Source organism: Mesorhizobium sp. B2-8-3 (assembly GCF_006440815.1).
GTDB lineage: Bacteria > Pseudomonadota > Alphaproteobacteria > Rhizobiales > Rhizobiaceae > Mesorhizobium.
In genome coordinates this window covers 103791-116450 of record NZ_VFTW01000006.1, presented here as the reverse complement: position 1 = coordinate 116450, position 12660 = coordinate 103791, and the positions used below count along the sequence as shown (strand labels likewise).

Genomic DNA, 12660 nt, shown 5'->3' with positions numbered 1-12660 from the left:
TTTCTCCTTTCCTCAAGCAATCGGGATGAAACCATGCAGATCGGAATGATGGGACTGGGCAGGATGGGCGCCAACATGGTGCGGCGCCTGATGCGCGACGGCCATGAATGCGTCGTCTACGACATCAATTCGGCAAGCGTCGCCGGCATGGTCAAGGACGGCGCCATTGGCGCGGCCTCGCTGGAGGAATTCGTCGGCAAGCTCGCCAAGCCGCGCTGCGCCTGGCTGATGCTGCCGGCCGCGATCACCGGCAAGATCGTCGACCAGGTCGCAGCACTTATGGAGCCGGGCGACATCATCATCGACGGCGGCAATTCCTACTACCACGACGCCGTCGACCAGGCGGCGAAGCTGGCGGTGAAAGGCATCAACTTCGTCGATGTCGGCACCAGCGGCGGCGTCTGGGGCCTGGAGCGGGGTTACTGCCTGATGATCGGCGGCCCCGACGATGCGGTTAAGCATCTCGATTCGGTCTTCGCCACGCTGGCGCCAGGCGCCGATGCGGGCGCCAACCCGCCCAAGGATGCCGGCACGGCGCCCTTCGGCTATCTCCATTGCGGGCCGAGCGGCGCCGGCCACTTCGTCAAGATGGTGCATAACGGCATCGAATACGGCGTCATGGCCGCCTATGCCGAGGGCATGAACATCCTGAAGTCGGCCAATGCCGGCAAAAGGCAGCGCACCGCGGACGCCGAGACCAGCCCGCTGGAAAACCCGCAATACTACCAGTTCGACGTCGACTTGCCCGCCGTCGCCGAGGTCTGGCGGCACGGCAGCGTCATCGGCTCCTGGCTGCTCGATCTCACCGCCGGCGCGTTGAAGAGCGATCCGGCGCTCGCCCAGTTCGGCGGCCGCGTCTCCGATTCCGGCGAAGGCCGCTGGACGCTGAAGGCGGCAATCGACACCGGCGTCCCGGCGCCGGTGCTGTCCTCGGCGCTGTTCGACCGCTTCTCCTCGCAGGGCGAATCGCAATTCGCCGACAAGCTTTTGTCCGCCATGCGCTACGCCTTCGGCGGCCATATCGAAAAGCCGAAGGCGTGAGGGGAGAAACGGCATGAGCCAGGAGAGGTCCGACACGCTGGTGCTTTTCGGAGCGACCGGCGACCTTGCGCACAAGAAGATTTTCCCGGCGCTCTACCAGATGGTCGCCAAGGGGACGCTGACCGAGCCGGTGATCGGCGTCGCCTTCGACCCCTGGGAACTCCCCAAACTGGTGGACCGCGCCCGCGACGGCATCGTCACGGCGCTGGGTTCGATCGACGACAGGATCTTTGCCAAGCTCGCCTCGCTGCTGCGCTATGTCAGCGGCGACTACCGCGACGGCGCGACCTTCGAGAAGCTGAAGACGGCGCTGGGTTCCGCGCAGCGGCCGCTGCACTACATGGCCGTCCCCCCGACTATGTTCGAAACCGTCGTCCAAGGACTGGAGCAGTCCGGCACCGCGCGCGGCGCGCGGCTGATGGTGGAAAAGCCGTTCGGCCACGATCTGCAGTCGGCGCGCTGGCTGAACCGGGTGCTGCATCTGGTGTTCGACGAACAGTCGATCTTCCGCATCGACCACTATCTCGGCAAGGAAGCGATCCAGAACCTGCTCTATTTCCGTTTCGCCAACGCCTTCCTCGAGCCGATCTGGAACCGCAACTTCGTCGAAAGCGTCCAGATCACCATGGCCGAGGATTTCGGCATCGAGGGCCGAGGCAAATTCTATGACGATGTCGGCTGCATCCGCGACGTGATCGAGAACCACCTGCTCAACATCCTGCTGCTTTTGGCCATGGAACCGCCGGTCGGCCGCTCGGCCGACGACCTGATCGACGAGAAGGTGCAGGTGCTGCGCGCCATTCGCACGCTGACCAGGGGCGATGTCGTGCGTGGCCAGTTCGACAGCTATCTGGCCGAACCGGGCGTCAGGCCCAACTCGCCGGTCGAGACCTTCGCGGCGGTGCGCTTCTTCGTCGACACATGGCGCTGGCAGGACGTGCCTTTCTTCATCCGCGCCGGCAAGAACATGCCGGTGCATGCCACCGAGGTGATCGTGCGTATGAAGCGGCCGCCGCTCGACGTCTTCGATCCGATCAAGCCGGGCGACGCCAATTATGTGCGCTTCCGCATCGACCCGCAGGTGGCGATCTCGATCGGCGCCCAGCGCAAGGTCGCCGGTGACGACATGATCGGTGAGCAGGTTGAGCTGACCGCGCTCGACGACACCAAGGGCGACATGCCGCCCTATGAACGGCTGATCGGCGACGCCATGAACGGCAACGGCCAGCTCTTCACGCGCCAGGACGCGGCAGAGCTTGCCTGGCGCATCGTCGGCCCGGTGCTCGGCGACACCACGGCGCCGGCAATCTATGCGCCCAAGACCTGGGGGCCGGCCAATGCCATGAACGGCTTCGGCCCGCCCGATGGCTGGATCAATCCGAGCAAGTAACTTCGGGGAGGACGGGATGGCGAAGACAGCAAAAACCGCCGCGGCGAGCAGCGATCCGATCGTGCTCGCCATCGATGTCGGTGGCTCGCATGTAAAAATCCTCACCAGCGCCGGCGGCGAGATGCGCCGCGTCGCGTCCGGGCCGAGCCTGACCCCTGACCAGGTCGTCGCTTCGGTGAAGAAACTGGCGGAGGACCTGGACTACGACGTCATCTCGATGGGCTATCCCGGTCCCGTGCGCGACAACAAGCCCTCGCTCGACCCCTTCAATCTCGGCAAGGGCTGGAACGGCTATGATTTCACCGCCGCCTTCGGCAAGCCGGTGAAGCTCGTCAACGACGCGCTGATGCAGGCGATCGGCAGCTATGACGGCGGCCGCATGCTCTTCCTCGGCCTTGGCACGGGCCTGGGCGCCGCCATGATCATCAAGAATGTCGGGCAGCCCATGGAACTTGCCCACCTGCCCTACAAAAAAGGCGCCAGTTTCGAGGATTATGTCGGCGAGCGCGGCTTGGTAAAGCGCGGGAAGAAGAGATGGCGCAAATACGTATTCGACGTGGTCGACAGGCTTCGCGCCGCCTTGCAGCCGGACTATGTCGTGATCGGCGGCGGCAATGTCGACAAGCTCGATGAATTGCCTGAAAAATCCCGGCGCGGCGACAACACTCGCGCTTTCGCGGGTGGATTTCGACTATGGCGCGACAAGGCGCTGATCGTCTGATATTGTTACATTTCAGTATAATTGTTCAAAACAGCGTGTAATGACACGACAGATCATTGCGTCGCGCAGATTTGCCGACTAGGAATTCGCGGGCCTGCGGCGCCAAGCACCTTTCCGGATTCGCAAAACAACGCTCGCGGCGCTTTGACATTACACACCGCGAAGACCGCAGCGTTTTCGCGGCCTTGCGGCAATATGGAGGGACTACGTGGACGAGGACACCAGCACAGCCAGGGAAGTCGACCTGCTCGAACTCACCGCTCACATCGTATCGGCTTATGTCGCGAAAAACCGCCTGCCTGCTTCGGGCCTGGGCGAACTGATCGCCAGCGTCGCCTCCTCGATCGGCGGGATAAGCCGGCCGGCGGAGCCCGCGGCACCCCCGCCGGTTCCCGCCGTCAATCCCAGGCGCTCGGTGACGCCGGATTACATCATCTGCCTCGAGGACGGGAAGAAGTTCAAATCGCTGAAGCGCCATATCGGCGTGCATTTCGGCCTGACGCCCGAAGCCTACCGCACCAAATGGGGCCTCCCCGTGGATTACCCGATGGTCGCGCCCAACTATGCGGCGTCGCGCTCGCAGCTCGCCAAGTCGATCGGCCTCGGCCGCAAGGCGGAACCGGTGCCGGCGAAGCCCGCAAAGGGCAGGAAGGCCAAGGCGACGGCCTGAAATAACGCGCCTGCACCAATGGTTTAAGCAAGCCTGCCGAGGAATCCGCCTTGGCAGGCTTCCTGCTTTTATGGCTTGGATACGGCCGGAGACCAGAGCAATTCCAGGAAAAAGCGTGAAGCGTCCGGAATTGCAAACAGGACGATCGGTTTGTCGTTTCCATGAACGATCAACCGCTGGGGGACATAGCCATGAACTACGCCAGGATGGTGATCGAGAAGGAAGCGCCGGAGGAATACGGCTACGGCCGCATCCGCTACAACCTTTCCGAAAGCTCGATCGCCGACCAGAAACTGTCCGACATCGGCCTCGCGCTGCCCGACCTCACCTTGTTCTATGGCGAGCATCGCGGCGACAAGGACTTGCGGGCGCTGATCGCCGGGCACGACAGGGGCCTTTCTCCCGACGATGTTCTTGTGACAGCGGGTGCGGCCGGCGCGCTATTCATCATCGCCACCGCGCTGCTTTCGGCCAGCGACCATCTCGTGGTCGTGCGGCCGAACTATGCCACCAACATCGAGACACCCAAGGCGATCGGCTGCGCCATCTCCTATGTCGATCTCGATTTCGACCAGGGCTTTGCCGTCGACATCGACCGTGTGAAGGCAGAGCTGCGGCCGAACACGAAACTGATCAGCGTCACCTGCCCGCACAACCCGACCGGCACGATGATGACACGCGCCGATCTCGACGCGTTGATTACGCTCGCCGAACATCACAAGTGCCGGCTGCTGGTCGACGAGACCTATCGCGACCTCTCCTACGGCGAACGCCTGCCCGCGGCGGCCTCGCTCAGCCCAAGCGCGATCAGCGTCTGCTCGCTGTCCAAGGCGTTCGGCATTCCGGGCATCCGCATCGGCTGGCTGGTGACCCGCGATCCGGAACTGCAGGAAACCTTCCTCGCCGCCAAGGAGCAGATCGGCATCTGCGGCAGCGTCATCGACGAGGCGATCGCGCGCGCCACGCTCGAAAGCCGTGACGCCTTTCTCGCCTCGCTTCTGCCCGAAATGGCCAGGCGCCGCGACATCGTCCAGGCCTGGATCGAAGGCGAGCCTCTCGTCGACTGGGTGCGGCCGCAAGGTGGTGTCGTCGGCTTCCCGCGGCTCAACGTCGATGCCGGCTTCAACCTCGACAAGTTCTACACCAGGCTGCTGGAGGAGCACGGCACCTATGTCGGTCCCGGCCACTGGTTCGAGATGCCGAAACGCTTCTTCCGCCTCGGCTTCGGCTGGCCGAAGGAAGCGGAGTTGCGCGGCGGGTTGGCGGCCATCTCGGCTGCTCTAAGGCGGTAACTTCCTCGTGCAATCGGCTGAAAAGTCCAAAAGCCCTTGATCCAAACTCGATTTTGAAGCATATGCGCCGCGAACTTTATTAAGTTTCATTGGCCAGAACAGCGCCCATTCGGGAAGTGCCCCGCTGGCCAATGTTTTTCGAAACGGGGCCTACCTCCATGACCGCAGAACAAATATCGCCGGAGCAGCGCTACGCTGCTTTCCGCCACCGCCCGTTCCTCAGCTATTGGACGGCGCGCTTCCTCACGACCTTCGCCACCATGATCGTGTCGGTCGCCGTCGGCTGGCAGGTCTATGACCTGACCCGCGACCCGTTCGACCTCGGCATTGTCGGCATCGTCCAGTTCCTGCCTTCGCTGCTTCTGGTCCTGGTCACGGGCGTGGTCGCCGACCGCTTCGGCCGCCGCCTGATCATGACGCTGGCGACTCTGGTCGAGGCCGGCTGCGCCTTGGCCCTGCTGCTTCTGACATTGCGCGGCCTGACCAGCCCGCTGCCGATCTTCATCGTGCTGGTGATGTTCGGCATCGCCCGCGCCTTTTACGGCCCGGCCTCGTCCTCGCTGTTCGCCAATCTGGTGCCGCAGGAGGATTTCGCCAACGCGATCGCCTGGAACTCGTCGGCCTGGCAGACGGCGACCATCGTCGGCCCGGTCGCCGGCGGCCTGCTCTACGGCGTTTCGGCGGAAGTCGCCTACGCTACAGCCGCAGTGCTGATGCTCGCCGCGGCCGCGCTCATCTTCACCATTCCCAAGCCCGCCCAGCAGACGGCCACCGACAAGCCGACGATGCAGACGCTGTTTGCCGGCTTCGGCTATATCTGGGGCGAGAAGATCGTGCTCGGCGCGATCTCGCTCGACCTTTTCGCCGTGCTTCTGTCGGGCGCCTCGGCGCTGCTGCCGGTCTATGCGCGCGACATATTGGAGCTCGGCCCCTGGGGGCTCGGCCTGCTGCGCTCGGCGCCGGGCATCGGCGCCATCTGCGTCGCCGTCTGGCTTGCCGGCCATCCGATCCGCGACCATGCCGGCAAGATCATGCTGGGCTTCGTCGCTCTATTCGGCGCCTTCACCGTGCTGTTCGGGGTCTCGACCATCACCTGGCTGTCGATCGTGGCGCTCGCCCTGCTCGGCGCCACCGACATGTTCAGCGTCTATATCCGCGAGACGCTGATCCAGCTCTGGACACCGGACGAGGTGCGCGGCCGCGTCAACGCCGTCAACCAGGTCTTTGTCGGCGCCTCCAACGAGGTCGGCGAATTCCGCGCCGGCACGATGGCGGCGCTGATCGGGACGGTTCCCGCCGTGGTGATCGGCGGCATCGGCGCCATCGCCGTCGCCGGCCTGTGGGCCTATCTGTTCCCGGCGCTGCGCCAGGTACAGCACCTCAACAGCCGGAATTGACCGCGTTCTGGATCTAGGCTGCTGGTCCGGGCTCGGGCCAATCAGGCGCCGCCGCTCAATGAGATAGGAGCAGCTTCTACACCGAAAAGCTGACGCTAACGCCGCGCTGCCGAAAATAGGCCTGCATCAACTTACGGCCGGCGCGGTTGTTCTGCACCAACCTGGTTGGATCGAACACCGCCTGTTTTTTCCCCTCTCGTGCCAGCGCTGCCTTGAGTGCCGCGATATGCGTATCGAGGTCGGCATTGTCCGCTCGGAGTGAGGCGTAGATGCTTTCGGTCGCCTCGGCCACGGTCAGTTCGTTCACAGGGTGTCGTCCTTTGATTGATCGGGCGGCGCATAACACAGATTCGTGGCCGCGCCGATACCATCCATTTTTGTTCCTCGCGTTTTGAGGGGATGGCTTCTATTTTGGGCAGGGCCTAACAGGAGGGTTACGTTGTGAAAATACGCACGACGACGCACAATCATCCCGGAGAACCAGGCGTCATTCTGCTGGATCAGCCATTGGCGAACATGGCCGTGGCGACCGACATTCGCGATGGCGCAACGACGCTGTTCGGAACCGTCGATCTGCAGGTGAACTATTCCGGCAAGTACGACATCAGAGTTGAATTATCACCGGACGAACTCACGCGCGTCTACCAGCTGCTTGTCAAAAATCTCCTCGGGAAAATACAGGAACTTACCGCTGAACCAGTGCCTTGAAATTCTTTAACCCCGGGGATTTCGCACAAGCACCTGATACCGAGCGGCGCGAAGTTCGGCGTGGCCTCCTTGACGTCCCACGACCGAAACCAGGCGCAAGGCCGGGGCGCACAGGTACCACTTATCCTTTGACGATCTCCGTCACGCAGTGGACGTAGTCCATCCGATGGCCTTCGGGGGCGCGCGCGACATCGGCTTCGTACGCGCCGTAAAGAGCGTCGACGATTGCGGAACGATCGGCCGCGGGACGCGACGGGTCGAGCGCGTTGGCAAAGACGGTTTCCGACCAGGAGCGGAGCGTCGGCACATAGGCCCTGGCGAAGGTCTGCGCATTGCCATGGACACGGAAGGCTTCGGCATAGGGGCACGGCGTCACCATGGTGAAGATGTTTTCCAGCCTCAGTCCGGCCTGCGACACCGGCGAAGCGGGATCGCGGAAGGGTGCCGCGAACTCGCCCGGCGTCTTGTAGAACTGCTGGAACGTCGCGTTGACATATTCCGTCTCGCTGATCCGCCCCGCCCGAGCCAGATCGCGCCAATGGCGCGCGAAGCCGTCGAACATATCGACCCCGGTCGTGTGTCCGAGATAGCGCCCTTCCTCGTCGACGCAGAAATTGGCCAGCGCCAGCCTGCCGCCCGACCTGAGCTCGCGCGCCCTGGCAAGCAGGATCGTCTCCCAGTCGCGCAGCCCCTGGGCGCGAAACTGCGCGCGCTCGGCATCGGTCGCGCCGACAGCCTGGACATGGTCGGCGATCATGCAGGGCCGCTTGCTGATCCAGTGCATCGCCGTGGCGGAAAAGCCGAACGAGAGCGAATTGTCCGGCACGATCTGCCGATAGAAGCTGGTGCCGCTGCCGAAGATGTAGAGCCCGGGCGTCTCGGCCAGCGGAACCTCCGTCGAGGTGCCAAGCAGTCCCTGGCTGAGCCGGAACAGCGTCGAGAAATCATTGTGGGGCAGGTCGGTGTAGGTGATCGATATCGCCCGGTCCGGTTCCCTCTCCCGAACGGCGCCGACCAGCCGCCGCATCATGTCCATCGAGGTGCCGCCGTCGGCCGCGCCGAAATCGGCGATGGCGAATGGCTGGCCGTCGGCCAGCCGGGGCATGCCGGCGACGGCCTCGACGACGAGATCGCCGACCTTGTCGATGACGTATTTGGCGCCCACGGTGTTGGCCGAGTAATAACCCGCTCCGCGCATGGCGATCTTCTGGCCGTCGGCTGCGCTCATTTTTTTCTCCCCTTATTCGTCGTCCACCCGGCCGCCGCCGGCACCACGCACACGCGACCCTTCGCTTTCCGGCACATAGGTTCTCGCGGCGAAGGAATTGAGCGCCGCAAGCGTCCGCTCGTCGATCGCGCCGCGCCGGCCCGCGGCCGGCCGCTGCCCGATTTCGGGGCGACGTTCGATGACGACATCGGCGCGCGTCACCGGCCCCACGGGCCGCGCCATGCGCATGGCCGAGCGGCGCAGCATGGCGTCGAGCCAGACAGGCAGGCCGACACCGATGATCGCCAGCGGCAGCGCGCTCGCTGGAAGCGGATCGTCGAGCAGCAAAGCCGCGGTTCGGATCGGGCAAAGCGGCGTTTCGGCCGGCTTGTCCGCCTCGCCTTTTCGCCAGCGCGCCGCGCGGGCAGGGTCGGGCGCCGCGAAGGACTGCGCGTTTTCGGCAAGGCTCAGCATGACCACGCCCCATTTGTCGTCCTCGACGGCAATCCGGCGTGCCGCGCGGCCGATATCCTCGGCCAGTCCCCATGAAAATCCGGCGCCCCGCGCCGCCTTGGTGCTCAGCGTTTCCACCTCGTTGAGCGACAGGTCGATCACGCCGCCTCTCCTGCCGGCGCCATGGCGGCGACGTCCTCGATCAGGGGCTCGCCGCTGAACAGCGCTATCCGCAGCCAGCGGTCGGAGCGCGGATCGAAGCTGCGCGCGCCGAAGAAAGCGAGCTTCGCGCGCAAGATGTCGATGGGCCGCAAGTCGGCGCCGATCAGATTGTCGTGGATCTCGGCATAGGGAAACCTGGCGACAATCTGGGCGCGCCGCACCGCGTGGCGCCATTCGGGCCGGCGCAGCAGGAAGTCCGCGACACTGGCCGTGGGTGGCTCCTGCGCCAGCGCGGCCGCCAGGCTGAGAGCGTCGCGCGCGGTGGCCAAGGGCTGTTCGAGATCGGCGCCGTCCTCCTCGAAGCGTTCGCCGAGCCGGGGCTCGAGCTTCTCCGCCGAGACATACCAGAAGCGCGCGTTGGCGGACGGCTCAGCGAAGTCGACCTTGGCCGCCCAGGAATAGGAGTCGACAAGCGCCTGACGAAGCGAGGCGCACCTCATGGCGCCGTCAATGGCATGGCCGGGCGTCTCGTCGGCCTGCATCGTGTCGCCGAGTTCGTCAATCAGGGCACCGTGCGGCTCGAGGATCAGCGATAAGCAGGCCTCCTGCCCCTCGAGCGACAAATGCTCTTCGGCGAAGCGATAGAGCGCATCCCAGGGGCGGGGCTGCGCCAGAAGCCGGTCGAGGTTTTCGGCCAGCGCGTCGAGATCGGCGGCCAGCGACAAGGTCGCGGCGGCCTGGCGGGCATCGTCGCTGTGCCAGCGAGCCACGCGCTGCCGCAGATCGGCGAGCGCCTTCAAGAAAACGTCTCGTTCCGGCGCGCCGGCTTGCGGTTCGGCGCGCACCCGCGCCAGCGCGGTTTCGCGGGCCAGGAACCAGCTATGCGTCAACAACGGATGGCGCACGAGAAACGGCGCCATCCCGAGTCCCGTCGCATTGCCCACGCCGAGCGCTCGGCGCAAATCCGGCGCCAGCCTTGCCGCGCCGGCCGGATTGCGGCGATAGGCGATGTGGTCGACAAGATCGAGCGTGAAGGATCGGATCAGCCAGACCGTGAGCATTTCCGCTTGGAAGGATCCCGCAAGCTCCGGCCGTGTTGCGATCTCGTCGCGATCGGCGATGCCGAACTTGCCATTGCCGTAAACCGCCGTGGTGCGCAGCAGATAGCCGACGCCGAGCAACTGCTCCTCGTGCGGCTGTCGTCCCTGTGCCAGTGCCGCGGCGACTTCCTCGAACAGCCGCACGCTCTTGTTGGCACGCGCCAGCACGAGTTCGCTTCTGGTGTAGCGGCCTGCCTCCTGCAGCGGCGCATTTGCCTCCAGCCGCGCGATTTCGGCGGCGTCCGGCAATCCGTCGTAAAGCACGTAGCTCGTGTCCCAGGCCTGCGCGATCACCCGGTCGGACCGCTTCTCGTCGTCGAGCGGGGTCGAGAACGCGACCAGGCTGTAGGTCGTTGCCGGCGTCTCAACCGCATAGACCGCGCGCCCGAATCCCTGGTCGTCGAGATCGAACAGGTGCTTGCGCACTTGCCATTTCTCCCTGGTGGCGCGGCGGATCAGCTGGCGCAGAAAACTGAGCCGCGTCGGATGCGCGGCGCCCAGCCGCTGCAGGCGCATGACGATCTCGGGCGGGCGCAGCGCGATCGCCGTCATGCGGCGGTCCCTGCGAGCTTTTCCAAGGTGGCAAGCGTTTCCGCCGCTACCTCGATGCCGTCTCTGGTGTTCTGTTCGCGCGCGCCGAAGCGCCTTGTGCCCGGAAGCCTGGTATCGCCGGTGAAAGCGCCGGCGACGGTTTCCAGATTGCCCGCGAATGTCCCGGCCGATGTCGCTTCGGGCGAGACCGCCAAGAAGAATTGGCCGGTTCCAGGCGGGCCGCCGGCCGTGCCGGAGAAGGGGCTGGCGACCAGCCCCGGATTGGCTCCTGTCAGGCACGCGGCAAAGATCTCCACCAGCAACGCGGAGCCGACGCCCTTGTAGCCGCCCGCCGGCGCCATCGTGCCCTTCAACGCTTCGCCGGCGTCGGTGGTCGTCTCGCCGCTTGCGTCGAAAGCCCAGCCGGGCGGGATCGGCTCGCCGGCGCGGGCCCGCTTGATGACCTCGCTCTTGGCGACGACGCTGGCGCTCTGGTCGATGACGAAGCGCGCGGCGCCGTGCCCGTCCGGGACGGCCAGCGACCACGGATTGGTGCCCAGCGCCGCCTTGCGGCCGCCCCAGGGCGCGATCGAGGCCGGCGCGTTGGTGAAGCCCAGACCGACCAGGCCGTCCCGGGCGATACGTTCGGTGTGATAGCCGAGCGCGCCGCAATTGTAGGAGTTGCGAATGGCAAGAGCCGCCACGCCTTGCGAGCGCGCCGCCTCGATCAGCGGCGGCATGCCGGTGGCGATTGCCGCGTGCGCAAAGCCGTTGCCGGCATCGACGGCGACGACCGCCGGAGCCGGACGCGTCAGGCGCGGTTCGGCCTGCCCCAGGACCTTGCCGCAGGTCAAATGCTCGCAATAGATCGGCAGGTACATCAGCCCATGCGACTTCAGGCCATCGCGTTCGGCTGCCGCGATGGCTGCGGCGAGCGCCTCGGCCTGCCGCTCGCTTGCGCCATGGCGCAGCAGCGCGGTGCGGGCGAGCGTCTCGATGCGGGCTTGCGTCAGGCGCGTCATCCGGTCATCCGCCAATCATGCCGCCGCATAGCCGAACTCTCCTTCGCTCGCCTGCGTCTGTAGGCGAATGCATTCGATGAACCGCAGCGACGCCGGCTGCAGGTTCCGGCCTTCCTTGGCGATCCAGCCGACGGTACGGCTCGAGCGCGGATCGGCAAGGGGAACGAAGCGCACGTCATGGCTGCTTTTCCAGCGGCAGAGCCGGGGCAGGATGGTGACGCCGAGCCCTGCCTCCACCATCGCCAAATTGGAGCTCACATTGGTCGCGGTGAGTTTCGAGCCGGCGGCAAGCGCCTCGGTCTCGGCAAGCCCTAGCGCCGTGGCCGCGCCATTGCGGATGAAGCTCTCGCCCTCGAGTTGCGACCATTTCAGCGGGCGCTTGGATTTTGCCAGCGGATGATCGTTCGGGCAGACGAAATCGAGCGGCTCGTGGAACAGCGGCTCGAAACTGAGCTGCGGCCGCCTGGTCGCGAGCACGCACAGGCCCACTTCAACCATGCCGTTTTCGACTGCGTCGACGATGGCGCTGGAATCGCTGTCGCGGACGTGGATGTCGAACCGGCTGCCCTCGGCGCGAAGCTGGGCGATCGCGCGCGGCAGCAAGGTGACGGCGACCGAAGGCACGCTGGCAACGTCGCAGCGGCCTTGCCGGTCCGCCGCATAGCTGGTCATTGCCAGGCAGGCGCGGTCGTAATGCGCGATCATGGCGCGCGCCTCGTCGAGCACGATGCGGCCGACCGGCGAAAGCGCGCCCTTGCGCTCGCTCTCGAACAATGGCGCGCCGATATCGTCTTCCAGTTGCTTCAAGGTCATCGACACGGCCGACGGGGTACGGCCGATCTGATCGGCGGCGGCGCGCACGCCGCCGGTCTCGCAGACCGCGACGAAGCTGCGCATGCCGGTCAGGCTGATGGTTTTGGTCACTGTTAAGCTTGCCTGAACATTTGTGCCAAAAATTGAGCTTGA

13 protein-coding genes are annotated in these 12660 nt (G+C 65.3%); 7 read left to right on the top strand and 6 right to left on the bottom strand.

What is annotated here, in order from left to right; translation table 11 throughout:
• Window positions 1-33: 33 nt before the first annotated feature.
• The 6 genes from gnd to FJ418_RS12205 all read left to right on the top strand — a co-directional run bounded on the left by gnd (window position 34) and on the right by FJ418_RS12205 (window position 6511).
• A complete protein-coding gene (gene gnd, locus FJ418_RS12230; protein WP_140707067.1) occupies window positions 34-1041 on the top strand; it encodes a phosphogluconate dehydrogenase (NAD(+)-dependent, decarboxylating) in 1008 nt (335 codons plus the stop codon).
• A gap of 13 nt (window positions 1042-1054) precedes the next feature.
• Window positions 1055-2431: a glucose-6-phosphate dehydrogenase gene (zwf, locus tag FJ418_RS12225; RefSeq protein ID WP_140865726.1), complete on the top strand. Its 1377-nt coding sequence runs from the start codon at window positions 1055-1057 to the stop codon at window positions 2429-2431.
• Window positions 2432-2447: 16 nt separating this feature from the next.
• Window positions 2448-3152 carry an ROK family protein gene (locus FJ418_RS12220; protein WP_140785481.1) on the top strand — a complete coding sequence of 235 codons (705 nt, stop codon included), beginning with the start codon at window positions 2448-2450 and terminating at the stop codon, window positions 3150-3152.
• A gap of 208 nt (window positions 3153-3360) precedes the next feature.
• A complete protein-coding gene (locus FJ418_RS12215) occupies window positions 3361-3822 on the top strand; it encodes a MucR family transcriptional regulator (protein WP_140646091.1) in 462 nt (153 codons plus the stop codon).
• Between the two features lie 191 nt (window positions 3823-4013).
• Window positions 4014-5114, top strand: a complete 1101-nt coding sequence (locus tag FJ418_RS12210; protein ID WP_140865724.1) for an aminotransferase class I/II-fold pyridoxal phosphate-dependent enzyme — start codon at window positions 4014-4016, stop codon at window positions 5112-5114.
• Window positions 5115-5272: 158 nt separating this feature from the next.
• The gene (locus FJ418_RS12205) at window positions 5273-6511 is read left to right on the top strand and encodes an MFS transporter (protein WP_140707075.1); all 1239 of its coding nucleotides are present in this window, start codon (window positions 5273-5275) and stop codon (window positions 6509-6511) included.
• A gap of 76 nt (window positions 6512-6587) precedes the next feature.
• Here FJ418_RS12205 and FJ418_RS12200 read toward each other — a convergent pair whose 3' ends face one another.
• Window positions 6588-6818 (bottom strand): hypothetical protein, encoded by a 231-nt coding sequence (locus FJ418_RS12200; protein WP_140865722.1) that lies wholly within the window; start codon window positions 6816-6818, stop codon window positions 6588-6590.
• A 134-nt stretch (window positions 6819-6952) separates the two neighbouring features.
• On the opposite strand from FJ418_RS12200, the gene FJ418_RS12195 reads away from it, so the two are divergent.
• Entirely contained in the window at window positions 6953-7219 is a 267-nt protein-coding gene (locus tag FJ418_RS12195; protein ID WP_140646087.1) for a hypothetical protein, read from the top strand.
• Between the two features lie 121 nt (window positions 7220-7340).
• Here the strand turns inward: FJ418_RS12195 and FJ418_RS12190 are convergent, their stop codons facing one another.
• Genes FJ418_RS12190 through FJ418_RS12170 form a run of 5 tightly spaced genes read right to left on the bottom strand, consistent with a single transcriptional unit; the run spans window position 7341 to window position 12618 of the window.
• Window positions 7341-8447: an SAM-dependent methyltransferase gene (locus FJ418_RS12190; protein ID WP_140865720.1), complete on the bottom strand. Its 1107-nt coding sequence runs from the start codon at window positions 8445-8447 to the stop codon at window positions 7341-7343.
• Between the two features lie 12 nt (window positions 8448-8459).
• Window positions 8460-9041 carry a DUF3726 domain-containing protein gene (locus tag FJ418_RS12185; protein ID WP_181166911.1) on the bottom strand — a complete coding sequence of 194 codons (582 nt, stop codon included), beginning with the start codon at window positions 9039-9041 and terminating at the stop codon, window positions 8460-8462.
• Entirely contained in the window at window positions 9038-10693 is a 1656-nt protein-coding gene (locus tag FJ418_RS12180) for a hypothetical protein (RefSeq protein ID WP_140865716.1), read from the bottom strand. The genes FJ418_RS12185 and FJ418_RS12180 overlap by 4 nt, the downstream gene beginning before the upstream one ends.
• Complete coding sequence (locus tag FJ418_RS12175; RefSeq protein ID WP_140865714.1) at window positions 10690-11694, bottom strand: Ldh family oxidoreductase; 1005 nt, start codon at window positions 11692-11694, stop codon at window positions 10690-10692. Before FJ418_RS12175 ends, FJ418_RS12180 begins: the two co-directional genes overlap by 4 nt.
• Before the next feature lie 15 nt (window positions 11695-11709).
• The gene (locus tag FJ418_RS12170; RefSeq protein WP_140785489.1) at window positions 11710-12618 is read right to left on the bottom strand and encodes a LysR family transcriptional regulator; all 909 of its coding nucleotides are present in this window, start codon (window positions 12616-12618) and stop codon (window positions 11710-11712) included.
• Window positions 12619-12660 lie beyond the last annotated feature (42 nt).